Genomic DNA, 25,525 nt, shown 5'->3' with positions numbered 1-25,525 from the left:
TCGGCCCATTTGCTGGGATGAAGTTCATCAACGATACGGCGCCGTTATCAAACCGTTACCCAAGTCGGTCAACGGACACGGTTTGTGAACGCTAACATTTGAGCCAATGCCGATGTCGTCATTCGACGCACAGGCAGGTCCTCACACCAAGAACCCGGCCTCGGTCGGGCCCGAACAAGGAGGTTTTGGGTATGAAGAAGAAGATCCTCGGTGGCATCGCCATCGCAAGCGCACTCACATTCGCACTGACCGGTTGTGCAGCATCCGGCGGTTCGAACGGCGGCGGCGACGAGCTCGTCACGGTCGGATTTGCGCAGACCGGTTCTGAAAGCGGCTGGCGCGCGGCAAACACGGAGTCGATGAAGGAGGCATTCTCGGAGGAGAACGGCTTCGAGCTCATCTTCAACGCGGCCGACAACAAGCAGGAGGCCCAGATCGCGGCCGTCCGCAGCTTCATCAACCAGGGAGTCGACGCCATCGTCATCGCCCCGATCACGGTTGACGGCTGGGACGACGTGCTGAAGGAAGCACAGGATGCCGGCATCCCCGTCATCCTCGAAGACCGCACAGTCTCGGCCAGCGATGACCTCTACGCGAGCTGGGTCGGACTCGACTTCCAGCAGGAGGGCAAGACCGCCGGTGAGTGGGCAGTGGAGGAGGCCGGCGACGCCGGTGCGAACCTCGTGATCCTCGAGGGAACGACGGGTTCGTCGGCAGCTCTTGACCGCGCCACCGGCTTTGCGGAGGCGACGGAGGGCTCGTCGATCAACGTTCTCGACTCCCAGACGGGTGACTTCACCCGCGACGGTGGCAAGAAGGTCATGGAGGGCTTCCTTCAGAAGTACGGCTCGGACATCAACATGCTGTTCGCCCACAACGACGACATGGGCCTCGGTGCACTCGACGCGATCAAGGCCGCTGGCCTCGTTCCCGGCCAGGACATCAAGATCGTGACGATCGACGCGGTCAAGGACGGCATGACGGCCCTGTCCAAGGGCGAGTTCAACTTCATCGTTGAGTGCAACCCGATCCTCGGTGAGAAGGTCGCCGACCTCGTGACGAAGGTCCTCGCGGGCGAAGAAGTCCCGAAGACCGAGATCGTTCCGGATGGCGCGTTCACGCAGGAGGACGCCATCGAGCTCCTCCCGACGCGCCCGTACTAACGGTCACAGCGAGTAACCAGTAAGACCCGGATGCATCGGGGCTCCGCACAGCCGGAGCCCCGATGCATCCACCCCCTCCCGTCACGAACCTAGGAATAGCGCCATGCCCGCGGACCCGTCAGTCGCCGCCCCACCCGTCGTTGAAATGCGAGGTATCACCATCGGATTTCCCGGGGTGAAGGCTCTGGACAACGTCGATTTCACCCTCCGCCCCGGCGAGGTTCACACCCTGATGGGTGAGAACGGTGCCGGCAAGTCGACTCTCATCAAGGCGCTGACCGGCGTCTACACGATCGATAGCGGCTCCATCACCGTCGATGGCCGCGAACGGGAATTCCGCGGGGCCGGGGATGCCCAGGCCGCTGGCATCTCGACGGTGTACCAGGAGGTCAACCTCTGCACCAACCTCTCCGTCGGTGAGAACGTCATGCTCGGCAACGAGGTGCGCAAGTTCGGTCGCATCGACTGGAAGTCCACGCACAGGGAGGCGGCACGCCACCTCGAGAGCCTCGGCGTCTACATCGACACGCGCTCGATCCTCAGCGCCCACTCCATCGCGATTCAGCAGCTCGTCGCTATCAGCCGCGCCATGGTCACGGACTCCTCGGTGCTCGTCCTCGACGAGCCGACCTCGAGCCTCGACCGCATCGAGGTCGAGCAGCTCTTCGGAGTGATGCGGTCCTTGCGCGACAAGGGCGTGGCCATCCTCTTCGTCTCCCACTTCCTCGACCAGGTCTACGAGATCTCCGACCGCCTCACGGTCCTCCGCAACGGCACGCTCGTCGGCGAGTACCTCGCCGCGGAATTGCCGCGCAACGAACTCATCTCGCACATGATCGGTCGAGAGCTCGACGAGCTCGATGCCCTGTCGCGCTCCGCCGATCGCGAGATCGATCGCGCGTCCGACCCCGTGTACCGCGCCACCGAGCTCGGTCGTAAGGGTGTTCTCGAACCTGCCGACATCGACGTCTTCGATGGTGAGGTCGTGGGTATCGCCGGCCTGCTCGGTTCTGGGCGTACCGAGCTTGTCCGCCTCATGTATGGTGCCGACCGTCCGGAGAGCGGCACTGTGACGATTCGTGGGGGCGCCGCACGGATCACCAACCCGCGCAACGCCATCGACAACCGCATTGCGTTCTCGTCGGAGAACCGTCGGTCCGAAGGCATCATCGGTGACCTCACTGTCGCCGAGAACATGGTTCTGGGCATCCAGGCCAAACGCGGCTGGCTGCGCAAGGTCCGCGGAGCGGAGCAGGCTGCTGTCGTCGCCGACTACATGAAGGCCCTCGACGTGCGGCCGGCCAACCCTAACCGCTTGATTCGCGACCTGTCCGGCGGCAACCAGCAGAAGGTTCTGCTGGCCCGTTGGCTGGCGACCGCGCCCCAACTCATCATCCTCGATGAGCCCACGCGGGGAATCGACATCGGGGCCAAGGCCGACATCCAGCGCAAGGTCACGGAGCTCGCAAGTCAGGGCCTCTCCGTGGTCTTCATCTCGTCGGAGTTGGAAGAAGTTCTGCGTATCGCGCAGCGCGTCGTCGTGATGCGCGATCGTCGTAAGATCGGCGAACTAAGTTCTCGTGACATCGACGTCAGTGACCTCGTCGATTTCATCGCGCAGGAACACCAGGAAGCCCAGCACCATCAGGAAGCCCAGGAGAGTCCGGAGAACGTGGCATGAGAAAGATCATCAAGCACCGCCTGTTCTGGCCGATTGCGGCGCTCATCACCCTGATCGTGGTCAACACGATCGCGCGGCCGTCGTTCATCGCGGTGACCGTGCAGGGCGGCCAGTTCTACGGCCCCCTTGTCGACATCCTGCGCAACAGCGCACCGCTCATGCTCGTCGCTCTCGGAATGACGATCGTGATCGCCACCCGTGGCATCGACCTCTCGGTCGGCGCCATCATGGCGGTGTCCGGTGCTGTGGCACTCACGATCATCCAGGCCTCGGCTGACCCGAACGGGCTCCCCACGGTGCTCCTCGCCGTCGTGGTGGGCGTACTCGTCGCCCTCATCCTCGGAGTCTGGAACGGCTTCCTCGTCTCGGTCGTCGGTATCCAACCCATCATCGCGACGCTTGTGCTCATGCTCGCCGGGCGCGGGATCGCGCTGCTGATCACGGGTGGATTCATCACCACGATCAACAGCGAGCCCTACAAGTTCATGGCGCAGGGCTACATGCTCGGCCTGCCGTTCGCGTTCTACGTCTCGATCGTCGCGGTGATCATCGTGGGGCTCGTGGAGCGCCGCACGGCGCTCGGTGTCCTCACGGAAGCCGTGGGCATCAACCCCGTGGCCAGCCGGCTCGCCGGGGTGCGCTCTCGCGGCATCATCTGGGGTGCGTACGCGGCGAGCGGTCTGCTCGCGGGGCTCGCTGGCATCCTCTACAGCTCGAACATCATGGCTGCGGATGCCAACGCCGCTGGCCTCTACATCGAGCTCGACGCGATCCTCGCGGTCGTACTCGGCGGTACCTCGCTCATGGGCGGAAAGTTCAGCCTTGCGGGAACCGTCGTCGGCGTCTTCACCATCCAAACCCTCAAGTCCACGATCACGTTCCTCGGCGTTCCGCCGGCCGTGAGCCCGTTGTTCCTGGCGATCGTGGTTGTGATCGTCGTCCTCGTGCAGTCTCCACGGCTGCGCCACTTCACTGAGAAATTCTGGCAATCCCTGCGTTCCAAGAGCGCAGCGGGCAAGGGCTCGGAGGTAGCCTCATGACGATTCAGGCACCCACCGCGCCGAAGGTGACGATCTCCTCGGTCACCCAGCGGTTCCTCGGCAGGCACGTTTCGTGGATCCCGGTCTTCGCGGCCCTGATCATCCTCATCGCGATGTTCATCGGAGCGCAGGCCTACTTCGGCAACTTCCTCACGCCCCGCGTGATCTCGTCGCTGCTGCTCGACAACGCCTACCTGCTGATCCTCGCCGTCGGCATGACTTTCGTGATCCTCACCGGCGGCATCGACCTCTCAGTGGGCGCCGTCATGGCCTTCACCGGGATGTTCGGGGCGAGCCTGCTGAGCGGTGGTCTCCCGGTCGGCATCGTCATCCCGATCATGCTCCTCGTGGGGGCCGGAATGGGCCTCGGCGTCGGCATCCTGGTGCAGTACTTCGACGTGCAACCGTTCATCGCCTCGCTCGCCGCTATGTTCGCAGCCCGTGGTCTCGCGTTTATGGTGAGTCTCTCGTCGATCAAGGTGGACGACCCCGCGATCCTCTGGTTGCAGTCCACGCGTCTGCAGGCTGAACCCGGGAGCTGGTTCATCACGCCGACGGGTATCCTCGCGCTCCTGATCGTCGCCATCGGTGCACTCGTTCTCGCTTACACACGATTCGGTCGTACGATCTACGCGATCGGCGGAAACGAGCAGTCCGCCCGTCTCATGGGACTCCCCGTAGTACGCACGAAGCTCCTCGCCTACGTGATCAGTGGTGTCTGCGCCGGTCTCGCCGGAGTCGTGTTCACCGCGTACACGGGCGCGTCCTACCCACTCAATGGCATCGGAACCGAGCTCGACACGATCGCTGCGGTCGTCATCGGCGGAACCCTGCTCACCGGTGGCAGCGGCTACGTGCTGGGATCGATGATCGGCGTGTTCGTGTACGGCACGATCAAGACGGCGATCTCGTTCCTCGGGGCCGAGCAGTCGTGGACGCGCATCACGATCGGCGCGCTGCTGCTCCTCTTCGTGGTTGTGCAGCGAGTGATCGTCGCCCGATCGAGTAGAAGATAGCCACGGCGCCTGCACCGCAGGTGCCGCGGCTGAGGGCATGATAGTGAGCATGGCCGATCAGACCCGCTCGACCGCCGAGGCGCCCCGCCCCGTCGTCGAGGTCGTGGGCGCCACGGTGCGGTTCCGCGCCGAGACCGCCCTCGACGGGGTGGACTTCCGGATGTATCCGGGCGAGGTCCATTCGCTCATGGGCGAGAACGGCGCGGGCAAGTCGACGCTCATCAAGGGCATCACGGGCGCGCTCCACCTCGACGAGGGCTCTATGGAGCTCGACGGTGAGCCGGTGGAGTTCACGAACCCCGCGGAAGCTCAGCGGGCGGGCATCCGTACGGTCTACCAGGAGATCGACCTCCTCCCGAACCTCAGCGTGGCTGAGAACGTGATGCTGGGACGCGAGCCGCGCAAGCCGTGGGGTGCCATCGATTGGCGCGCCATGCGTGCCGCGACCGCGGACGTTCTCGCGGACCTGAGCCTCGACATCGACCCCGCGTCGCCTTTGGCGAGCCATTCCCTCGCGGTGCAGCAGCTCATCGCCATCGCCCGCGCCATCTCCAGTGATGTCAAGGTGCTCGTCCTCGACGAACCCACCTCGAGCCTGGACCTGGACGAGGTCGCGGAGCTGTTCCGCATCATCCGTGAGCTGAAGGAGCGTGGAGTCGCGATCCTCTTCGTCTCGCACTTCCTCGACCAGGTCTACGAGATCTGCGATCGCATCACCGTGCTCCGCAACGGTCGGCTCGTGGGGGAGTACCTCACCACCGAACTGCTCCGTATCGATCTCGTGCAGAAGATGCTCGGCCGCAGCAGCGACGAGGTTATCGTCAAGCCCCGCGTCGAGAGCGAGGCCCCCCAGTCCCACGCCATACTCGAGGCGCGCAACCTGGGTCTCGGTCACCGCCTCTCGGGCGTGGACGTCATTCTCGCGGAGGGTGAGGTGCTCGGCCTCGCCGGCCTGCTCGGCTCGGGTCGCACCGAACTCGCGAGAACGCTCACCGGCATCGACAAACCCGACACGGGCACGATCTCGCTCGACGGCGTCATCGTGGTTCCCGGAAACCCGCGCAAGGCGATCGGCATAGGACTCACCTACGCCTCAGAGGATCGCAAGGCCGAGGGCATCATCAGCCAGCTGACGGTGCGCGAGAACATCACCCTCGCTCTGCAGGCCCAGCGGGGAATCTTCCGGCGGATGCGGGCCTCCCGGCAGCGTGAGCTCGCCGCCAGCTGGATCGAGGCGCTGGGCATCCGCCCGGCCTCCACGGAGCAGCTCGCGGGCAATCTCTCCGGAGGCAACCAGCAGAAGGTGCTCCTGGCTCGGCTACTCGCGCTGGCGCCCCGCGTCTTGGTGCTCGACGAGCCGACTCGTGGAATTGATATCGGCGCGAAGGTCGAAGTGCAACGACTCGTCGCAGAGCTGGCCGACAATGGGATGTCGGTGATCTTCATCTCCGCGGAACTGGAGGAGGTTCTGAGAGTGTCCTCACGCATCACTCTCCTGCGGGATGGCAGGGCCATCGCGACCGTACCGAGCGACGAGCTCAGCGTGGACTCCCTGCTGGCCCTGATTGCGCAGCCCGATGACGACGAGTGACACCAAGTCGCCCGGCTCCGACGACAAGTCGGCACGGGCGGCCAACATCTTCGATGTCGCACGACTCGCGGGGGTCTCGCACCAGACCGTCTCGCGCGTTCTCAACAACGTGCCGAGCGTGCGCCCGGCGACGAGAGAACGCGTCGAGCAGGCGATCGCCCAGCTTCGCTACAGCCCGTCGCCCGCCGCTCGCGCCCTGGTGACCAAGCGGTCGCGCACCATCGGACTCATCACGCCGGGCACCTACGAGTACGGGCCGACCTCGACCGCCGTGAACTTCAACGTCGCCGCCCGTGCGGCGCGCTTCAGTGTCGACACTGTGAGCTCCCTCGACTCCGACCCGCCGGGAGTTCGCTCGATCATCGAGTCGCTGCTTCGACAGCGGGTGGATGCGATCGTCCTCGTCGTCACCGACATCCAGGTGCTCGACATCGTTCTGGGGCTCGACCTGGGCATTCCGATCGTCATCGTCGCGGCATCCACCCGACGCAACTCCTCGGTGATCTCAATCGACCAGTACAGGGGCGCGCGCACCGCCGTGCGCCACCTCGTCGAGCTCGGTCACGACCGGATCTTCCACCTCGGCGGACCCCAGCTGGCACCCGACTCCATCGAGCGAGTGCGGGGCTGGAGAGATGAGATGATCGCCAACCGGCTCGTCGTCCACGATGTCCTTCACGGTGACTGGTCCGCGCGCAGCGGATACGAGCTCGGTATGCGCATGACCGACATCGAACCGGGAAGCGCGGTGTTCGCCGCGAACGACTACCTCGCGCTCGGCCTCATCTCCGCCCTGCACGAACGTGGCCTTCGGGTCCCGGAGGATGTCAGCGTTGTCGGTTTCGACGATGTGCCCGAGGCGGGTTACCTCATGCCGCCCCTCACGACTATCCGCCAGGACTTCGCGTCGCTCGGTGCCCTCATCATGCAGAAGGTGCTCATCGCCATGGAGGAACCGGACAACGTCTCCGAGAGCACCCCGTTGCCGACGAGTTTGGTCGTCCGGGACTCCACGCGACGCGTCGAGCGGTCCTAAGGCGAGCGCTCCGAGAGGATTTCGCCCGTGACGCCGGACACCACGAGGTCGGCCAGCTCGCGGGTCGATTCGATGAGCACGGCATTCGCGCCGTCGACGTCCCTCGCCCACGAGATGGCTTCCTCCTGGGCCCTCCCGAATTGCGTGTGCCGATGGACGAGGCGGCGTTGCCGCTCGGCATCGTCCGTCGCACAGAACCAGGCTGCATCCAGAAGGGTGCGGGCGCCGCTCCACGGCATCTCCGGCACCAGCAGGTAGTTTCCCTCGGTGATCACCAGCTCTACGTTGGGCGCTATCTCGATCTCGCCCGCGATCGGCTCGTCGACGCTCCGCTCGAAGCTCGGTGCGTAGACGGGGTTGCTCGTCTCCGAACGGATCCTGGCCAGCAGCGCCACGAATCCCCACCCGTCGAAGGTGTCGACGGCACCCTTGCGAGCTCGGCGGCCCAGCAGGTCGAGGGTGCGGTTGGCGAGGTGGAAGCCGTCCATGGGGAGGTGCGCGGCATCCTGTCCCAGCCGATCGACGAGCGAGCGGGCAAGAGTAGTCTTGCCCGCTCCGGGGCTCCCCGCGATTCCCACCACAACGCGGTGGCCCGCCGCGTCGCGCAGCGCTCTCACGCGATGCGCGAGGAGATCGAGGTGGTCATCGATGGTGTCCATGGCTGCTCTCATCCAAGCGGACCTTTCGGTTCCTTGCTCGGATGCCTCCGGCGAGCCTCACGCTCCGAACTCGTGGTGGACCGTGGGTCCGCGCGCGCTCGGCTACAGTTGGCCGGTGACCGACCTCAGCTTGCGCCTGCCCGATTCGCGACTCAGGGCGGTGCTCAATCTCGGCGCCAAGCCCGCCGCAGCGATCTCCCTGCCCCCCAGGTTCGCGGATCCCGCGCTGTTCGCCGACTGGGACCCGGACTCCGGCATGAGTTCGCTGTTCGTCGACTTCGAGGACGGCCAGCTCCACCTCGAGTTCCGTGATGGGACCGTCGATTCCCACTTCCACACGTCAGAAGGGGAGGAGACGGACAGGAGCCCGTGGCCCGCGGGCGACAGCGTGATTCTCGTGGAGTGGGCATCCGTGCTTCTCGCCGACTTCCACTCGCTGCTCCCCGGCCTGTTCGACGACATCACTCAGGCGGCGGCCTGGCATGAGGAGGGCTTCGACCTCTACGTGTGCGAGGTCGAGGGGCCCGTGCAACTCGATCTCCTGGAGATCCAGGTCCAGGGTGAGCTCATGACGCTCCCGTGGCTCGGCGCAGGTACCGTCAGCAACGACCATGTTGACGGGGAGGGCCACCGCATCGCGCTGTACTGGGGCCCCGGTGATTCCGAACCGGACCTTGCGATCGCGGATGCCTGGCTCGATCCCGGCACCGAGGAGCCCACCACGCGCGCGGTTCCGGGCGTCGACTGGACCGAGATCGGTTGGCCGGAGGATGAGGTTCTCGAGTGGCTGAAGGGGATCTACCTCAACCATCACGTGATCCCGGCGGCGGAGGGCACGCTCCTGGAGGCCGTGCTGCGACGTCTGGGCGGGCTCGAGGCGTAGCCCGAGGTCAGGCCGCCTGCGCCTCGGCCGCGCGTGCTTCTGCTGCCAAGCGCCGACGACGCACCGCACCCTTGAAGGCTGCCGTATCGGGGATGCGAGCCAGCAGCGGACCCGCGATTACCGTGATGAGCACGTACGCGGTCGCGAGTGGTGCGAGCGTCGGTTCCAACCCCGCAGAGACCGCCAGTCCCGCGATGACGAGGGAGAACTCGCCCCGCGGGGCGAGCGACAATCCTGCGCGCCAGCGGCCCGGAACGCCGATTCCCGCACGCTTCGCAGCGAGGTAGCCGCTCAGCGCCTTCGTCCCGATCGTCACGATCGCGAGGAGGAACGCCGGGATGAGCACCGGGACGATCGAGGCCGGGCTTGTCGACAAGCCGAAGAAGACGAAGAAGACCGTCGCGAAGAGGTCGCGGAGCGGGGAGAGGACGATCGTCGCGTTGTGCGCGACCTGGCCGGAGATGGCGATCCCCACGAGGAAGGCCCCGACGGCGGCGGAGACGTTGACCTGCTCGGCGAGCCCCGCGACGAGCATCGTGAGGCCAAGCACCCCGAGAAGGAGGGGCTCGGGGCTGGCCGCGGGGAAGAGCCGCGACAGCTGTTTGCCGAAGCGCAGGGCAATGAAGAGGATGACCGCGACGACACCGACCGCGATGGCCACTGTGATCGAGCCCTGCACGAGGCTGGTGCCGATGAGCAGCGCCGAGAGGATCGGCAGGTAGAAGGCCATAGCGAGGTCCTCGATCACGAGGACCGAGAGGATGACGGGGGTCTCGCGGTTACCGAGGCGTCCGAGGTCCCGCAGCACCTTGGCGATCACACCGGAGGAGGACACCCAGGTGATGCCCGCGAGCGCGAAGGCGGCGAGCCATCCCCAGCCCATGAGCAAACCAAATGCGGCGCCCGGGAGGGCGTTGAGCACGCCGTCGTAGACGCCGGCAACACGTGACTGCTTGAGGCTCGAGACGAGCTCACGGGGGGAGTACTCGAGACCGAGCATGGCGAGCAGGAGGATGACGCCGATCTGGGCGCCGATCTCGAAGAACTCCTCGCTCGCGGCCAGGGGAATGAGCCCGCCATGGCCCACCGCCAGGCCGGCCAGCAGGTACAGGGGGATGGGCGAGATACCGAATCGCAGCGCGACACGACCGACGATGCTGAGAATGAGGAGGAGGGCTCCGACCTCGATGAGCAGGACAGTCGTCTCGTGCACAGGCGGCCGCCTAGCTCGGACCGCGGTCGATGAGCTTGGCCAGGGAGTCGAGACCCTTGCGTGTTCCGACCGCAACGATGACGTCGCCGTGTTCGAAGACGGTCTCCGGACCGGGGGAGGCGATCACCTGGCTCCCGCGGAGGATCGCCACGATCGACGAACTGGTCAGGGTGCGTGCCTTGGTGTCTCCCATGGGGCGCCCGACGAATCCGGACTCGGGAGGCAGCGACACCTCCTCGGTGTAGAGCCCGATGGCGTGGTCACTCAGGCCCGAGAGCCGGGACAGCTGGATGGATGCACCGAGGAGTTCCGCAAGGGCAGCGGCCTCGTCATCCGTCATGGGGATGGAGTCGGTGCTCGCATCGGGATCGTCGGCATCGAAGAGTGCGAGATCGCGCTCGCCCGTGCGATGCGAGACAACGCTGACTCGCCTGCCACCTGCGGTGATGACGTCGTTCCGCATCCCGATACCGGGAAGGTCGACCCGCTCAATTCTTACGCTCACGCCCCCACGGTACCAGCGAGCATGTTTCCGGAATGTTCCAAGGATCGGTGACGCTTGCGCCGGAGGTTTGGCTAGTCTGGCGCCGTGGAACTTGACGACTGGAGTGAGCTGTTCGTGGCGACCGCGGGTGCGGCCGCAGCCCTCGCGGGTCTCATCATCGTTGCCATGTCGGTGAACATCGAGACAATCGTGTCGGAGCGCTCCCTCCCGTCCCGCGCCGGTGCGACAATCGCGTCACTCGTGCTCGTTGTCGTCGTCGCGGTCGCAGGTCTCATACCGGGCATCGGTACTGGCGGAATGGGGTGGGTCACGCTCGTGTTCTCGCTCGCAGCTCTCGGATTCGCGATCGATTCGGCGGTCCGGTTGGCGCGGTTGCCTGACCAGCTCGCTGTGGTGCGCCTCGTGAAGGGCGCGGTCCTGATTGTTCCGATTCTCAGCTTTGTCGCTGGCGCACTCATACTCGTCGCCGGGCTCGATGCCGGGCTGTACTTCGTGGCGGCCGGCATGCTGTTGGCGTTCGTCAGCTCGGTGCTGAACGCCTGGGTGCTGCTGGTCGAGATCAGGCGCTAGGCCGCGACGCCGTACTTCTTCATCGAGGTCTCGACGATCGTGAGGCCATCGAGGCCGGGCATACGCGAGATGTGCTCGTCGAGCTTGCGGATCTCGCGGAGTCCCTCCTCGCCAGCGAACAGATGGCCCATCACGTGGGTCACGTCGTCGGGCTCCATGATGCTCGAACCCACCGGGCCCCAGGCGTTCTTGAGGGCGAAGCGCGCGAGCACCTGGGCCTTCTTGCTCTTGGCAAGACGCTCACGAGCCTGCGTCGCGTAGAAGGCGACGTGGCGTGCCTCCTGCTTGGCGATGCGACGGAGCAACTCGGCGAGCACGGGGTGCTGCTGCAGGTCGGCAAGCCGGTTGTACGCGGCCACGGCGGACCACTCGTTCGCCGCACCCCAGATCATGTGCACGGCGATGAAGTCCTTGCCGACGATATTGCCGAGCAGGGACTGCTTGATCGGGTCGAGACGGTCCTTCCAACCGAGCTTCAGCCGCGTGGCCTTCAGCTGGTCGAAGTCGACGGTGACCCCGTGCTTGGCGAGGACGGCAGCGAGGGCCTCACCGTGCCAGAACTCCTCACGGTTCCACATGGTCATGAAGGCCGAGACATCCGCCTCCTTGTGGGAGGGCGTCACGAGCAGGTCGCGCAGGTAGCAGACGGTGTGGTACTCCACGTCGCACATGTAGCGCAGAGTCGCGAGTGTCTCGGGCGGCAGGGGGTTGGTCTCGAACTCGTCGAAGTCGAGATCCTTCCAGGCGACGCTGACCGACGTCTCGGTGTACTTGTCGATATCGAAAGCCATGGATGCACGCGGCCGAGGTTCTACGCCCGGCCTGCTCCTTCCGCGATGCTGTGGTGTGCTTCTTGTTCGGTGCGGCTGACTGCGGGGATTGGTGCTGCCCCGCGTTTCCAGTCAAGCACGTTCCAGTGCTTCTCCCGCGCGTGGCGGTACAGGCGGATGTCGGGGTTCACGGCACTCGGGTGGCCGAGCAACTGCAACCAGACAAGGTCGGCGTGGCTGTCGCCGTAGCCGTAGGACTGGCTGAGGTCGAAGCCGTTCTGCGCGGCGTAGTGGCGCAGCCAGGCGGCGCGGGCCTCGTCGACGAGCGGGGGATCGGCGAGGAAGCCCGTGAGGACACCGTCGCGCTCGTGCATCCGCCCGGCAACGACCTCGTCGAAGAACGGCACGAAGGGCTCGACCATGAGGTCGATGGTGCCGGTGACGAGGATGGTGCGGTGCCCGGCATCGCGGTGCTGCTGGACCCGCTGCAGGGCCTCGGGCAGTGCGCGTCGCATCATCGCCCTGCCGAAGCGACCGCTGACCTCGCGCTCGATCTCGGCGACCTTGAAGCCCTCGTAACGACGCATGAACGTGCGGATGAACTCGCCGCGGTCACGCCGCTCGGCCTTCCAGTACTTGCGCAGCGAGAAGGTGAACGTCGCGAGGTCGTGCGCGAACCTCTTGCGCGGCACCGTGTTCGACCACAGCTGGAGGTACTGCTTGACGAGGTTCGACTCGAGGACCGTGCCCTCCAGGTCGAAGATCGCGACGACGTCGTCCCTCGCGGGCAGAGCGCGTACCGCCTTCTCGCGTGCCGCCGGCCGCTTGCCGAAGGCACGGGTCAGGGTCGTGACCGCGGGGAAGTGGATCTCCTGGAAGTAGTGCGACCAGACGATGTCATTGACGTCGAACCCCTCGTCCTCCTGGATCTCCTTCGGGAGCGAATGGAGGAGCGCACGGGTGTTTGTGTCATCGAAGATGATCTCGGTCTGCACATAGGCGCGGTACAGCTCGGTGAAGGCGCGCAGCTGCTCGAGACCGTGCTGGCCCTTGGTCACCGTGTCGAGCCAGCGCCGCGTGCGGGGAGTCGTGGGCAGACGCTCGATGATGCGCTCGGCGCGGCCAGCCTGGCGTTCGCGGCGCACGAGCGCGCGCTCCACGCGGTGGCCGCCGGGGAAACGCCACCGGGGCACCGCGATGTCGCCCTTCTCGTCGGGCAGCGGGTTCGCCGTGAAGTAGTCGTGCACGTTCTCGTACATCTGGTGGAACGGCAGCGGGTTGGTCTTGCCCGAGACGACCTGGAAGTACTTCGCCTCACGCGGCTCCGCCGGCCGAGCCGCGACGGCGAGCGTCGCATTGACGACGAAGTCGACGGGGATGATGTCGAGCACCGAGTCGGGGAGTCCGGGGAAGTCGGGCAGCTGGCCTCGCCCGTAGGCGATGATGAGCGGGTCGGCGACCTTGAATCCGTCGATCCAGCCCGGGAAGGGATGCCGCAGCGCGCTCTCGATGATCGACGGGCGCACGATCGACAGCCGGTGCCCGGCATCCGACCACAGCTCCTCCGCTGCTCGTTCGGCGAAGGCCTTGGTGAGCGTGTAGACGTCGGTCCAGCCGAGGCTCTCGGCGCGAGTCCGACCGAAATCGACGAGGCGCTCGCGCACCCACGCCGCGCGAGCCGCTTCCGCGAATTGGGCGACAGCCTGGGGCCCGGTCTTGCCGTGGCGTGCCTTGGCGACGGCGAGGTGCTTCCGCAACGCCTCGGGCTTGCGGGACTCCAGCTCGACCCGGTCGCGGGCCGACTTCGCGGCCTCGTATTCGGCGCGCCAGTCGACCTCGTGCGTGAGGGACGCCTCCGGGGCGATCCCCTTGCGGATGCCGCCGACGTACGCGGTGGAGATGTGGACGACGTGCGGGTCGCTCCCGCTCTCGAGCAGGGCTCCGTAGACCCCGTGGGCCCCGCCGACGTTGGTCTCGAATGCCTCGTCGATGGGTGGGTCGAACGACACGGTGGATGCGCTGTGAATCACGACGTCGAGGTCGTCGGGCAGTGCACCAACCCGGCTCAGGCTGCCGTCGACGACGCGCACACGCTCGGCGAACTGTCGTCGGGCCTCGTCCTCGCCGACCCGTTCCATCCAACCGCGGAAGACCGGCTTGCGAAGGAGGTTGTCGAGCCTCGCCCGGGCGCTCTGGCTGCCCTTGCCGCGAACGAGCACGGAGATGCGGGTGCCAGGATGCGACGACAGCAGCCGTTCGAGGATCGCCTGGCCCACGAACCCTGTGCCGCCCGTGAGGAACACGTGCTCGTTGGTGAGGACGTGGCCGGGTGTCGAGCGTGCAGGGCTCACAGGCGAGCAGCCTTTCGAATCAGGGAGAGTCCGGACTGGCCGGGGAGGGAATCGATGCGTGCGTCGAGTTCCGCAACGAGGTCGGGGGCGCCGGAGAACACGTACTCGTAGAAGTGCCGGGTCTCGTCGGCTGGCTCGGCCTTCGCACCGATGGGCCACGGGGTCTTCGCGAGGCGGCGGCGGGTGAGCGATCGTGCACGAGGCGACTCCCCAAGGCGGAAGCGCGACTGTGCCTCGAAGAAGTCGAGCTGCCGTTCCTTCACCGAGCGGAAGGTGGCCAGCGTGGTGGCCAGCTGCTCACTGCCCGCGAGTCCCGCGATCCGCCCGTACGCCGTCTGCGTGAGCCATTCGTCGACGGTACCCAGCGTCATGTGAACGGCGATCATCGGGACGCCCACGATGTTCGCGTAGATCGATTCTCGGATGGTGCGCTCCACCGGTGTACGGAACACCTTGTCCGTCTCAGCACCCTCTGGCTGGTGCGCGAGGAGGACCTGCTCGAGCGCGTCCGCGATCCAGTACTTCTCGTATGCCCAGGTGACGAGGAACGCGGTGATGCGCGCGTCCTTGTGTGTCGCCGTGACGAGGACGCTCCGCAGATGGGTCATGGTCGCCCGCTCGATGACCTGCAGGTAGGAAAGCGCGCGGAGCGTTTCCGGCGGGAGCGGGGCCCGTCGGTAGGAATCGAGCCCAAGCATCTCCCGGTGGCTGCCCGCGGCAGTCCGCGCGTACTCACGAACGTCGAAATGTGGTGCGGGATAGGCCGTCAGATCGACTGATTCCACGGACGCCTCCGAGTGTTCAGGCATCCGTCAAACCTCCGTGAAGCTGGCTAGGTGTGGCCAAGTCTAGCGGCCTTACGCTACGGGGCCCGTAGCGTAAGGTATCCAGCATGGCAACGGCTCTAGTCACGGGCGGGACTTCCGGCATCGGGGCCGAGTTCGCCCGCCAGCTCGCCGTCGCCGGATATGACCTCGTGCTCGTGGCACGTGATGTCGCACGCCTCACCGAAAGCGCTGAACGCCTACATGCCGAATTCGGCATCAATGTCACGACGGTGGAGGCGGACCTGGCCCGGCGGGAAGATGTGGAGCGCGTCGCCCTGCTGATCGAGAGCTCCGAGCATCCGATCGACACCGTCGTCAACAACGCCGGCTTCGGCGTGCACGTGCCGATTACCGCTGTCGACACAGCGGTGCATGAACATGCCTTCGACGTCATGTGCCGCGCGGTGTTCATGCTCTCCTCGGCTGCCGGCCGCGTCATGAGGGCGCGCGGGAGCGGCGCGATCATCAACGTCTCCAGCTTGCAGAGCCTCCTCACCACCGGGTCGTACTCCGCCATCAAGTCCTGGGTCACGACATTCACCCAGAGCCTCGCGGTCGAGCTGCGCGATTCGGGGGTTCGCGTGACAGCGGTCCTGCCCGGGTGGGTTTCGACAGAGTGGCACGCGCGGGCGGGAGTGCGGACGAGCACAATCCCCGACTGGTTGTGGACCAGCCCGAACGATGTCGTGCGCATCGCCCTGCGGGACGCAGAGCGCGGTCGAGTGATCTCCATACCCACTGTTCGTTACCGCGTGCTCGGGTGGTTTGCCCGATATCTTCCGCGTCGCACGGTTCGCTGGATCTCCGGACGACTCAGTTCACGCCGACGGGACCCAGTCGCAGCGACAGAGGGCTCCGAACCCCCTGTACCGGCGGAAGGAGATCGGCCATGAGTGGGGACAGATTCACCTCGCGCACCGTCGCGGCGATCAGGTTCGTCGCACAGCGGGGGATGCTCAAGCCCCTCGTCTGGTCGTTGGTGCGGGTCGACACGGTGGGTCGTGAGCGGCTCTCGTCGCTCGAAGCACCCTTCATCGTGATCGCGAACCATTCCAGCCACCTCGACGCGCCGCTCATCATCGGGGCGCTCCCGCGCCGGCACGCGAGGTACCTCGCTGCCGGCGCCGCTGCCGACTACTTCTTCGATGTCGCGTGGCGCAAGTGGCTGACAACACTCTTCTTCAACGCCTTCGCGGTGGAGCGCAACTCCGAGGGCAAGCGCTCGGGTGCATCCCGTTCGCTGCTCGAGCGCGGAGTTCCTCTCCTGCTCTTCCCCGAGGGCGGACGCTCGCGCCATGGCGAGATGGGTCGCTTCAAGCCCGGCGCCGCCGCGCTCTCCATGGCGAGTGGGGTACCCATCGTGCCGATCGCCCTGGTCGGGGCGAGCGTGGCGATGCCGCGCGGTGTGAACTGGCCGAAGCGTGGCAGACTCCCCGTGACCGTCGTCTTCGGCGAGCCGATGACGGCGTTCGAGGGCGAGGCGACAGAGGATTTCTCCCGGCGACTCGCCGCCGAGGTGCGACAACTACACGAATCCGTGCGACCGATGCCCGTTCGCCAGCACGCAGAGAAGGGGAAGTAGATGACCGCGGTCAAGCACATGAAGTGGTGGGGTTGGGGCAAGGACGGGGTGGGGTTCCACCACGAGGACAAGCCCGGGTTCGCACCCTTCGTGCTTCAGGCCGTCGGTCTCGACCTGGGAACGGCCACCGCCGTCGGCGAACCCGCGTTCACCGACATCTCGGTTCCGGCGAGCAAGGCTCCCTCGACGCTCCTGTCGGCACTCGCGGGCATCACCGGCGAGGATCACGTCACGACCGATGACATGGTGCGCGTCATCCACACCTACGGCAAGAGCCTTCGCGACCTCGTGAGGATTCGCGCGAATGTCATCGAGCGCGCGCCCGACGTCGTCGTATATCCGGCGGATGAGGCGCAGGTGCAGGCTATCGTGGATGCCGCCGTCTCCGCCGATGCCGTCATCATCCCGTTCGGCGGCGGGAGCAACATCGCTGGCAGTCTCGAGCCGCGCAAGGAGGAGGAGCGCGCTGTGATCTCGCTCGACCTCGGAAGGCTCGACAAGCTCGTGGAGATCGACGAGGAGTCGGGCCTCGCCCGCATCCAGGCTGGAGCCCAGGGCCCCGACCTCGAGGCCGCCCTGAACGCCCGCGGATGGACGATCGGTCACTTCCCCGACAGCTTCACCCACTCCACGCTCGGTGGTTGGGTCGCGACACGATCCTCGGGTATGCAGTCGGACAAGTACGGCGACATCGCGGAGATCGCCCGCGGCCTTCGTATGGTCCGGCCCGGCGGCACGCTCGTGCTGAGGCCCCTTCCCAGCACCTCGAGCGGACCGAGCGTCCGCGAGATGATCCTCGGTAGCGAGGGTCGGCTCGGAGTGATCACCGAGGTCACCGTGCAGGTGCACAGGATCCCCGCGAAGCGCGATGTCTACGCGTACTTCTTCCCGACGTTCGAGGCGGGCATCCACGCGATGCGGGAGATCTCGGAATCGGATGCCGCGCCCACCATCACCCGCGTCTCCGATGCTCCCGAAACGGGCTTCTCCCTGGCCACCTCCAAGGACCGCAAGGGGTTCGACAAGTTCCTCGCGGGTACAGTGCTTCCCGGCCTCATGCGTTCGAAGGGGTGGGACCTCGACAAGATCTGCATCTCGTTCATCGGGTACGAGGGCTCGGTCGCCCACGCCAAGCGGCAGAAGAAGCTCGTCGATGCGATCGTCAAGAAGCACGGCGGTATGGGTGTGGGCAAGGGCCCGGGCATCCTCTACGACCAGAAGAAGTTCGACACCCCCTACCTGCGTGACTTCCTTCTCGACCGGGGGGCCGCTGGCGACGTGTCCGAGACGGCAGCACCGTGGTCGAAGCTCATCCAGGTGCACGACAACACGGTCGCCGCTGCGAACGCTGCATATGCCGAACTCGGCATCAAGGGGTGGATCATGTCCCATCTCTCGCACTCGTACCACTCCGGCGCGTGCCTCTACTTCACGTTCGCCTTCGTCTTCGGGGATGACCCGCTCGGCGAGTACGACGTGGTGAAGAAAGCGATCCAGCAGGCCTTCGTTGACAACGGCGCCACGATCTCGCACCACCACGGCGTCGGTCGCGAGCACTCGCCGTGGCTCGAGGAGGACATCTCCGTCGAGGGTGTCGCCGTCATGTCAGCGCTGCTCGAGGGTGCCGACCCGGGATCGAACTTCAACCCGGGCAAGATCGTCCGCGCCGGCTACTGATCCGCGGTTGGCTCGGGGGCGAGGCCGGGCCACAGAAGTGCGAGGACCTGCTCGACCCACGCGTCATCCGTCGCTCGCCCGCGGATGACCTCGGAGATCACCGCGCCCATGATCACGGTGATCGCCAGCTCGACGTCGAGATCGGCGCGGAGCTCTCCACGGTCGACGTCCTCGTGGAGCTTCGCGCGGAGTGGGTCGAGGCTCGCCCGGACGAGGCCGAGCAGTAGTGACGTCAGGTGGGGTTCGTCACCGGACACGATCGCGGCGAGTGTTCCCCGGCCGATGACGACATCGAGGCGGTCCCGGGCATGCTGGAGCACCCATCGGAGAGTCTCGCGCGCCGGAAGGTCGTCGGGGACCGAGATGGGGCCAGTCGCATTCTCGACGGCTGCGGCCAGGAGAACCTCGCGATTGTCGTATCGCCTGTAGATGGTCGTCTTGGCGACACCGGATGCCGCAGCCACCGCTTCGACGCTCACCGCGGCAGGTCCGCGCGAGCGGAGGATTTCCAATGCAGCGGCGTGAATCCTGCTGTCCACGCCGGCGCGCCCCATGCGCCCATGGTAGGGGCAAGGACGTGTGAATGTGCCTCAGGCCATTGACTTTGGGGGTAGACAGGGTCATCCTGAGCAGAAGACCGGCTGAAAATCCGAGGGGTGCACACCCCGCCGTTCATGACCGTGCAGCAGCAGATCGTGAACGAGGTACCAATGTCCCTGTCCGCAAAAACAGCTTCTCTCGCTGTTATCGCCTTCTCCGGAGCAGCAGCCCTGCTCATCGCCAGCCCGGCCTACGCCATCCCGGGAGACGTCGGTGCAGCTGACTTCCTGGGAACCAGTGCGGAGTTCACCGTGCTTGCGGGTTCGGAAGTCACCAACACCGGGGCCTCGCTCCTTCCGGGCAGCCTCGGGGTCAGCCCAGGGTCGGCCTTCACCGGGTTCACCGCCGAGATGATCGGTGGGGCGACCCATAGCAATGACGCCGTCGCCATCACCGCCAAGGGCGCGGTCGGCACGGCGGCGGACGCATTGATGGCGGTCCCGTCGTACAACATCGGGCTCGCCGACATGGATGGCAAGGTCTTCCTCGCCGGCTCCTACTCGTCGCCAAGCTCCCTCCTGAACGGTGGGACTATCACTCTCAACGGCGACGCTGATGACGTCTTCATCTTCACGGCGGTCAGCACGCTCACGATGGGTGCGGGCAGCACCGTCGTGCTGACGGGCGACGTTCAGGAATGCAACGTGTTCTGGCGACTCGGTAGCGCGGGAACGCTCGGCGCGGGGTCGCACATCGTGGGCACCGTGATCGCGCGATCCTCCGTGTCGGCGGTCACCGGCGCGACCATCGCCGGCCGCCTCTTCGCCCAGGACGCCGCCGTTACGCTCCAGAGCAACCGGTTCACGACCCAGACCTGCGACACCTCAGGGGGAAACGGCGATATCTGGAGTGCCGGCGAGGAGGGCACGGAGCCCGGAACCACCCCGCCGGTCGATTCGGAGGACGGACCCACGGGCCCCGTGCTTCCGATCCCCGACGACGAAGACATCGACATCGACACCGGCACTGACAACGGAACCGGCGGGGGCAACGGCGGTGGCGGTGCTGGAACCGGCACCGGTACGGGCAATGGCGGTTCGCTCGCAGCGACTGGCAGCGACCTCTCGACCGTCCTCGCCGTGGGTGGCGGCGCACTCGGGCTCCTCGGCATCGGAACCCTGGCCGTCATGGCTCAGCGTCGACGCGGCCGCTTGTACTCGTAGATCCGCCCGCCGAAGGCCGAGTAGACCTCTCCGACGCCCATGAGGAGGGTGCGCGACGACGTCGCCGTCACCGGTCGTCGATGGCGGAGGTCACCCAGCACCAGTCGGATCCCCACTCCGATCTGGCCGAGACCATGATCGACCACGGCGCGGCGGCCCCGTCTCTCGGCGATCAGGCGACCAGCGACGATGCCGTTGCGGGTCATCCGACGGGCGACCCACCGTCGGGTGACGCGTCCCGTGGGCATGGGTTCGTAGACGATCGCCTCGGCAACCGACTTGATGCCGAGCCCGGCTTCGCCCAGGCGCAGGAAGAACGCGGTGTCGCTCCCGCCGGTCGCGGAGAAGGCTGGGTCGAAACGTGGGGACCCGGCATCCACCCATCTGGTCCGGCGGATCGCCACGTTGTTCGTCGCCGCCGTCGGAACGTACGAGCCGGTCGGCATGATGCCGCGCTGGAGATAGCCTCCCTCGGTCACCCACGTCGGTGCGGTGTCCGGGATGGTCGTGATGACAGCGCCGAGGGCGATGTCGATGCCGGAGTCGCGGAGGAAGCCGAGAAGAGTCTCGAGCCACGCGGCATCCGCCACCTCGTCGTCGTCGACGAAGACGATCGCGTCATAGCTCTCGTCGAAGAAGTCGAGGCCGCGATTGCGCGCCTGGGCGATGCCGGGTTCAGCCTCGACAACGTAGGTTGTGACGACGGATGACGCGAGCGCAACCTCGCGCCCGGAACCCTCCGCGTCGTTGTCCACCACGACCACGTCCGCTCCGCACGCGGGCACCTGCTGCTCGAGCGACTCCAGCAGCAGTGCGAGTTCACGGGGGCGCCGGTACGTCGCAATGGCGATAAGCGCCCTGGGCAGCGTGTCGGTCACGACCGGCCTTCGCGATGCGGGTGTCGGAGCATCCCTCCATCGTATGGGCGCGAGGGCAGCGCCCTCACGAGCGGGGGCGCGGCGGTGGCGGGGGAGGAACTTCCTTCGAGGCGATGATGTCCGCGAGGGCGATCGTCTCGAGGCCGCGCTTGGTCGCGATCACGCAGTGTGTGGCATCGGAGACGTGCACCCACCCGAGCGCGTCGGTCGCGCGCCCGTCGTCGAGGCGGTAGCGGACCACGACTCGCGTGCCGGCGGGGTAGGGGAACCCGGTCACCACTGCCCCGGCCGGTAGTCCTTGAGGAATACACCGAAGAGATCCTCGCCGGCCTCACCACGCACGATGGGGTCGTACACGCGCGCCGCGCCATCCACGAGGTCGAGGGGTGCGTGGAAACCCTCCTCCGCGAGGCGCACTTTGGTCGGGTGCGGTCGTTCGTCGGTGATCCAGCCCGTGTCGACACTCGTCATGAGGATGCCGTCGCTCTCGAACATCTCGCGGGAACTCGTGCGGGTCAGCATGTTCACCGCAGCCTTGGCCATGTTGGTGTGGGGATGCCCAGGGCCCTTGTAGCCCCGATTGAACACGCCCTCCATCGCGCTCACGTTGACCACGTACTTGCGGCGAGCGGGGGAGGCGGCCATCGAGGGGCGCAGGCGTGAGATGAGGATGAACGGCGCGGTCGAGTTCGCCAGCTGCACCTCGAGCAGTTCGAGGGGCTCGACCTCCTCGACCCGCTGCGTCCACGAGTTGCTGTCGTCGAGGTCGGGCAGGAGGCCGCCGGCGTCGATGGCGGTTCCCGCGGCAAGCCGTTCGAGTGAGCTCGATCCTGCCGTCATGGCCTGCTCGGCGAGTTCCTCCGCGCGTGCGGCAGCCGCAGCGAGGATCGGGTGTGAGTTCACCGAGTCCTGCAGCGCGAGTGGGTGGGGGTCGGTCGTGTGCCCGAACGTCACGAGCTCGGGCAGGGGACCGTCGGGCAGCGGTGCGAGCTCTGCGTCCACGAGGGGCTGGTAGGCGCCGGGGGAGCGACGCACCGTCTGGGTCGCGTTGTTGATGAGGATGTCGAGGGGGCCCTGCGCGGCGACGGAGTCGCTGAGCCCGATCACCTGGGCCGGGTCGCGCAGGTCGATGCCCACGACCCTGAGGCGGTCGATCCACTCGGGGGAGTCGGGCAGCGAGGTGAAGCGGCGCACGGCATCGCGCGGGAAGCGGGTCGTGATGGTCGTGTGCGCGCCATCCCGCAGCAGGCGCAGGGCGATGTACATGCCGATCTTGGCGCGACCACCGGTCAGCAGTGCCCGCTTGCCCGTGAGGTCGGTTCGAGCGTCCCGCTTGGCGTGATTGAGAGCCGCGCAGTCCGGGCAGAGCTGATGGTAGAAGGCATCGACGACCGTGTACGGCTGCTTGCAGATGTAGCAGGCGCGTGCCTTGATGAGCGTGCCGGCTGTGGGCGCCGTGGTGCTCGTGGAGATGGGGATGCCGCGGGTCTCGTCGTCGATCCGGTCGGGGGCCCCGGTCGCGGTGGCTGCGACGACGGCGCGGTCCGCCTCGGCGACCTGGGCTCGCAGTTCGAGCCGCCTGGCCTTCTTCACGGCCTTGAACATGCGAGCGGTTGCGCGGCGCACGGCGACGAAGTCGGGATGCTCCTCGTCGAGTTCCGCCATCGACTCGAGCACACGAAGGGTGGTCGCGAGGTCCTCGGGATCGAGGCCGTCGGTGGGAGGGGAAGTCTCGGAGGGCACACGAGATTCTACTTTCCCGACCGCCCGCCACCCGACGGCTACGGTTGAGGGGTGCCCAGCCTCCTCGATGTCGCGCCAGACCCCTGGGATCCGGATGCCGCGTGGGAGGCGTTCGTCGACTGGGCGCGTGACTCCCGCGGTCTGGATCTGTACCCGGCCCAGGAGGAAGCCCTCGTCGACCTCGTGTCGGGCAACAACGTCGTCCTGAGCACACCGACCGGCACCGGCAAGTCCATGGTCGCCATCGCGGCGCACTTCGTCGCCCTTGCCCAGGGCCAGCGCACCTACTACACGGCCCCGATCAAGGCGCTCGTGAGCGAGAAGTTCTTCGCCCTCGTCGAGATCTTCGGCCCGGAGAACGTCGGCATGGTCACGGGCGACAGTTCGGTGAATCCGGATGCCCCGATCATCTGCTGCACGGCGGAGATCCTCGCGAACCTCGCCCTTCGCCACGGGGCAGCTGCGCCCGTCCAGCAGGTTGTCATGGACGAGTTCCATTACTACGGCGACCCTGAACGTGGCTGGGCGTGGCAGGTCCCCCTGCTGACGCTCCCGCAGGCGCAGTTCCTCCTCATGTCAGCCACCCTCGGCGACATGTCGGACATCGCGGACGACCTCTCGGCTCGCACGGGTCGCGAGACGAGCCTCATCACGGGCGTCGATCGCCCCGTGCCGCTGCACTACAGCTACGCGGTCGCGACTGCCCACGAGACCGTGGAGGAGCTCCTCCAGACCCACCAGTCCCCGATCTACATCGTGCACTTCTCGCAGGCCGCAGCACTCGAACGCGCTCAGGCCATGACGAGTATCAAGGTCGTCAGTCGTGAGGGCCGCGACGAGATCGCGGAGGCCATCGGCGATTTCCGTTTCACGACGGTCTTCGGACAGACGCTGAGCCGTCTCATCCGGAGCGGCATCGGTGTGCACCACGCGGGAATGCTCCCCAAGTACCGCCGACTGGTCGAGCAGCTCGCCCAGCGCGGCCTGCTTCGCGTCATCTGCGGCACGGACACTCTCGGCGTGGGCATCAATGTGCCGATTCGCACAGTGCTGCTGACGGCGCTCACGAAGTACGACGGCACTCGGATGCGCCAGTTGAGCGCTCGCGAGTTCCACCAGATCGCCGGTCGTGCCGGTCGTGCGGGGTACGACACAGCGGGCACCGTGGTGGCGCTCGCTCCCGAGCACGAGGCGGAGAACGCTAAGTCCGTCGCCAAGGCGGGGGAGGACCCCAAGAAGCTCCGCAAGATCGTGCGCAAACGACCCCCCGAGGGATTCGTCTCCTGGAGCGAGAACAGCTTCGAGCGGATGATCGCCGCACCGCCCGAGACGCTCACCTCGCACATGATCGTGAGCCACTCGATGATCCTCAACGTGATCGCGCGGGGCGGTAACGCGTTCGAGGACATGCGCGACCTCATCTTCTCCAGCCACGAGCCGTGGAAGGCCCAGCTGGCCCTCGCCCGGCGCGCACTCGCGATCTACCGCACGCTGCGCACGGCGGGAGTTGTTGTCCAGCAGCCGGACGGAAGCATCGCCCTCACGGTCGACCTCCAGGCGAACTTCGCACTCAACCAGCCCTTGTCGCCCTTCGCGCTGGCCGTTTTCGATCTTCTCGACCCTGAGCAGCCGGGATACGCCCTCGACATGATCTCGGTGCTCGAGGCCACCCTCGACGATCCGCGCCCGATCCTGTCCCAGCAGCAGTTCAAGGCCCGTGGCGAGGCCGTTGCCGCGATGAAGTCCGAGGGCATCGAGTACGACGAGCGCATGGAACTCCTCGAGGCAGTGACGTGGCCCAAACCCCTCGAAGAGCTGCTGGATGCCGCGTTCGAGACCTACAGCGCAAGCCAACCCTGGATCGGCGACTTCGCACTCAGCCCCAAGTCGGTCGTTCGGGACATGTACGAGCGCGCGATGACCTTCGCGGACTATGTCGGCTACTACGGGCTCGCGCGCAGCGAAGGGCTTGTCCTGCGGTACCTCTCCGACGCCTACCGGGCGACCCGGCAGACAATCCCGGACGGCGCCAAGACGGAGGAGCTGCGCGACCTCATCGAGTGGCTCGGAGAACTCGTCCGCCAGGTGGACTCGAGCCTCGTCGACGAGTGGGAGGCGATGATCAGCGGCGTCCAACGTGCGGCGAGCGACGCACCGATCGTGCCCCCGGCGCCGCCCTCGATCCTCAGCAACCCCCGTGCGTTCCGGGTGCTCGTGCGCAACGAGATGTTCCGCCGTGTGCAGCTGGCGGCGAGGGAGGATTGGGAGACGCTCGGCGAGCTGGATGCGGCATCCGGTTTCGACGCCGACGCCTGGGCGACCGCGATGGATGACTACTTCGACGAGTACGACACCGTCGGGACGGGGCCGGATGCCCGGGGCCCGGCACTCCTCATGATTACCGAGAAGCCCGGCCAGTGGCTGGTCCGCCAGATCTTCGAGGATCCGGAGGGCAACCACGACTGGGGCATCAGTGCAACGGTCGACCTCGAGGAGTCAGCCGAGCTGGGTGTCGCAGCGGTCACCGTCACGGCGGTCGGCCCTGTGGGAGCGGGTTAGACTACCCGCGCTGGCCGA

At 66.6% G+C, this 25,525-nt stretch carries 23 protein-coding genes; 13 read left to right on the top strand and 10 right to left on the bottom strand.

Translation table 11 applies throughout. The features are described from left to right. The first annotated feature begins 191 nt into the window (after window positions 1–191). The 6 genes from HDC94_RS10950 to HDC94_RS10925 all read left to right on the top strand — a co-directional run bounded on the left by HDC94_RS10950 (window position 192) and on the right by HDC94_RS10925 (window position 7,527). On the top strand, window positions 192–1,163 hold the full coding sequence (locus HDC94_RS10950) for an ABC transporter substrate-binding protein (RefSeq protein WP_179497486.1): 972 nt from the start codon (window positions 192–194) through the stop codon (window positions 1,161–1,163). A gap of 103 nt (window positions 1,164–1,266) precedes the next feature. Next, window positions 1,267–2,844 carry a sugar ABC transporter ATP-binding protein gene (locus HDC94_RS10945; protein WP_179497485.1) on the top strand — a complete coding sequence of 526 codons (1,578 nt, stop codon included), beginning with the start codon at window positions 1,267–1,269 and terminating at the stop codon, window positions 2,842–2,844. Further along, window positions 2,841–3,884, top strand: coding sequence for an ABC transporter permease (locus tag HDC94_RS10940; RefSeq protein WP_179497484.1), 1,044 nt, complete (start codon window positions 2,841–2,843; stop codon window positions 3,882–3,884). Before HDC94_RS10945 ends, HDC94_RS10940 begins: the two co-directional genes overlap by 4 nt. Further along, window positions 3,881–4,900 carry a sugar ABC transporter permease YjfF gene (locus HDC94_RS10935; RefSeq protein ID WP_179497483.1) on the top strand — a complete coding sequence of 340 codons (1,020 nt, stop codon included), beginning with the start codon at window positions 3,881–3,883 and terminating at the stop codon, window positions 4,898–4,900. The genes HDC94_RS10940 and HDC94_RS10935 overlap by 4 nt, the downstream gene beginning before the upstream one ends. A gap of 49 nt (window positions 4,901–4,949) precedes the next feature. Continuing rightward, window positions 4,950–6,491 carry a sugar ABC transporter ATP-binding protein gene (locus HDC94_RS10930; protein WP_179497482.1) on the top strand — a complete coding sequence of 514 codons (1,542 nt, stop codon included), beginning with the start codon at window positions 4,950–4,952 and terminating at the stop codon, window positions 6,489–6,491. Next, window positions 6,478–7,527 (top strand): LacI family DNA-binding transcriptional regulator, encoded by a 1,050-nt coding sequence (locus HDC94_RS10925; protein ID WP_179497480.1) that lies wholly within the window; start codon window positions 6,478–6,480, stop codon window positions 7,525–7,527. Before HDC94_RS10930 ends, HDC94_RS10925 begins: the two co-directional genes overlap by 14 nt. Here HDC94_RS10925 and HDC94_RS10920 read toward each other — a convergent pair. Next, entirely contained in the window at window positions 7,524–8,186 is a 663-nt protein-coding gene (locus HDC94_RS10920; RefSeq protein ID WP_257021656.1) for a nucleoside/nucleotide kinase family protein, read from the bottom strand. The genes HDC94_RS10925 and HDC94_RS10920 overlap by 4 nt on opposite strands. Before the next feature lie 115 nt (window positions 8,187–8,301). On the opposite strand from HDC94_RS10920, the gene HDC94_RS10915 reads away from it, so the two are divergent. After that, window positions 8,302–9,069 carry a hypothetical protein gene (locus tag HDC94_RS10915; RefSeq protein WP_179497476.1) on the top strand — a complete coding sequence of 256 codons (768 nt, stop codon included), beginning with the start codon at window positions 8,302–8,304 and terminating at the stop codon, window positions 9,067–9,069. Window positions 9,070–9,076: 7 nt separating this feature from the next. Here HDC94_RS10915 and HDC94_RS10910 read toward each other — a convergent pair whose 3' ends face one another. Both HDC94_RS10910 and HDC94_RS10905 read right to left on the bottom strand, forming a co-directional pair. Next, window positions 9,077–10,282 carry a cation:proton antiporter gene (locus HDC94_RS10910; protein WP_179497475.1) on the bottom strand — a complete coding sequence of 402 codons (1,206 nt, stop codon included), beginning with the start codon at window positions 10,280–10,282 and terminating at the stop codon, window positions 9,077–9,079. Between the two features lie 10 nt (window positions 10,283–10,292). Continuing rightward, window positions 10,293–10,787 carry a cation:proton antiporter regulatory subunit gene (locus tag HDC94_RS10905; RefSeq protein WP_179497473.1) on the bottom strand — a complete coding sequence of 165 codons (495 nt, stop codon included), beginning with the start codon at window positions 10,785–10,787 and terminating at the stop codon, window positions 10,293–10,295. Between the two features lie 84 nt (window positions 10,788–10,871). Here HDC94_RS10905 and HDC94_RS10900 point away from each other — a divergent pair, with 84 nt between their 5' ends. Beyond that, window positions 10,872–11,357, top strand: coding sequence for a hypothetical protein (locus HDC94_RS10900; protein WP_179497471.1), 486 nt, complete (start codon window positions 10,872–10,874; stop codon window positions 11,355–11,357). Here HDC94_RS10900 and HDC94_RS10895 read toward each other — a convergent pair. The 3 genes from HDC94_RS10895 to HDC94_RS10885 are packed head-to-tail and all read right to left on the bottom strand — an operon-like array spanning window position 11,354 to window position 15,287. Continuing rightward, window positions 11,354–12,148: a ferritin-like domain-containing protein gene (locus HDC94_RS10895; RefSeq protein ID WP_179497469.1), complete on the bottom strand. Its 795-nt coding sequence runs from the start codon at window positions 12,146–12,148 to the stop codon at window positions 11,354–11,356. The two genes, HDC94_RS10900 and HDC94_RS10895, sit on opposite strands and share 4 nt — an antisense overlap. Window positions 12,149–12,168: 20 nt before the next feature. Continuing rightward, window positions 12,169–14,478 (bottom strand): SDR family oxidoreductase, encoded by a 2,310-nt coding sequence (locus tag HDC94_RS14910; protein ID WP_179497467.1) that lies wholly within the window; start codon window positions 14,476–14,478, stop codon window positions 12,169–12,171. Then, window positions 14,475–15,287, bottom strand: a complete 813-nt coding sequence (locus tag HDC94_RS10885) for a hypothetical protein (RefSeq protein WP_179497465.1) — start codon at window positions 15,285–15,287, stop codon at window positions 14,475–14,477. The genes HDC94_RS14910 and HDC94_RS10885 overlap by 4 nt, the downstream gene beginning before the upstream one ends. 83 nt (window positions 15,288–15,370) lie before the next feature. On the opposite strand from HDC94_RS10885, the gene HDC94_RS10880 reads away from it, so the two are divergent. Genes HDC94_RS10880 through HDC94_RS10870 form a run of 3 tightly spaced genes read left to right on the top strand, consistent with a single transcriptional unit; the run spans window position 15,371 to window position 18,564 of the window. Next, the gene (locus tag HDC94_RS10880) at window positions 15,371–16,198 is read left to right on the top strand and encodes an SDR family oxidoreductase (protein WP_179497463.1); all 828 of its coding nucleotides are present in this window, start codon (window positions 15,371–15,373) and stop codon (window positions 16,196–16,198) included. After that, window positions 16,195–16,887, top strand: a complete 693-nt coding sequence (locus tag HDC94_RS10875; protein ID WP_179497461.1) for a lysophospholipid acyltransferase family protein — start codon at window positions 16,195–16,197, stop codon at window positions 16,885–16,887. Before HDC94_RS10880 ends, HDC94_RS10875 begins: the two co-directional genes overlap by 4 nt. Beyond that, window positions 16,888–18,564, top strand: coding sequence for an FAD-binding oxidoreductase (locus HDC94_RS10870; protein WP_179497459.1), 1,677 nt, complete (start codon window positions 16,888–16,890; stop codon window positions 18,562–18,564). Here the strand turns inward: HDC94_RS10870 and HDC94_RS10865 are convergent. Further along, on the bottom strand, window positions 18,558–19,118 hold the full coding sequence (locus HDC94_RS10865) for a TetR/AcrR family transcriptional regulator (RefSeq protein ID WP_179497457.1): 561 nt from the start codon (window positions 19,116–19,118) through the stop codon (window positions 18,558–18,560). The two genes, HDC94_RS10870 and HDC94_RS10865, sit on opposite strands and share 7 nt — an antisense overlap. 102 nt (window positions 19,119–19,220) lie before the next feature. Between HDC94_RS10865 and HDC94_RS10860 the strand changes: the two genes are divergently transcribed. Then, window positions 19,221–20,327 carry an ice-binding family protein gene (locus HDC94_RS10860; RefSeq protein WP_179497455.1) on the top strand — a complete coding sequence of 369 codons (1,107 nt, stop codon included), beginning with the start codon at window positions 19,221–19,223 and terminating at the stop codon, window positions 20,325–20,327. On the opposite strand, the gene HDC94_RS10855 is transcribed toward HDC94_RS10860, so the two are convergent. The 3 genes from HDC94_RS10855 to HDC94_RS10845 all read right to left on the bottom strand — a co-directional run bounded on the left by HDC94_RS10855 (window position 20,297) and on the right by HDC94_RS10845 (window position 22,948). Then, entirely contained in the window at window positions 20,297–21,205 is a 909-nt protein-coding gene (locus HDC94_RS10855; RefSeq protein WP_179497453.1) for a glycosyltransferase family 2 protein, read from the bottom strand. The genes HDC94_RS10860 and HDC94_RS10855 overlap by 31 nt on opposite strands. A 64-nt stretch (window positions 21,206–21,269) precedes the next feature. Then, window positions 21,270–21,482 (bottom strand): hypothetical protein, encoded by a 213-nt coding sequence (locus tag HDC94_RS10850; RefSeq protein ID WP_179497451.1) that lies wholly within the window; start codon window positions 21,480–21,482, stop codon window positions 21,270–21,272. Then, the gene (locus HDC94_RS10845; RefSeq protein WP_308495705.1) at window positions 21,479–22,948 is read right to left on the bottom strand and encodes an SDR family NAD(P)-dependent oxidoreductase; all 1,470 of its coding nucleotides are present in this window, start codon (window positions 22,946–22,948) and stop codon (window positions 21,479–21,481) included. Before HDC94_RS10845 ends, HDC94_RS10850 begins: the two co-directional genes overlap by 4 nt. 51 nt (window positions 22,949–22,999) lie before the next feature. On the opposite strand from HDC94_RS10845, the gene HDC94_RS10840 reads away from it, so the two are divergent. Next, entirely contained in the window at window positions 23,000–25,507 is a 2,508-nt protein-coding gene (locus HDC94_RS10840; RefSeq protein ID WP_179497449.1) for an RNA helicase, read from the top strand. Window positions 25,508–25,525: the final 18 nt, after the last annotated feature.

It is taken from the genome of Leifsonia sp. AK011, from assembly GCF_013410945.1.
In the GTDB taxonomy this organism is placed as follows: Bacteria; Actinomycetota; Actinomycetes; order Actinomycetales; family Microbacteriaceae; genus Rhodoglobus.
The sequence above is the reverse complement of the archived record's forward strand: the minus strand, read 5'-3'. Positions and strand labels throughout refer to the sequence as shown.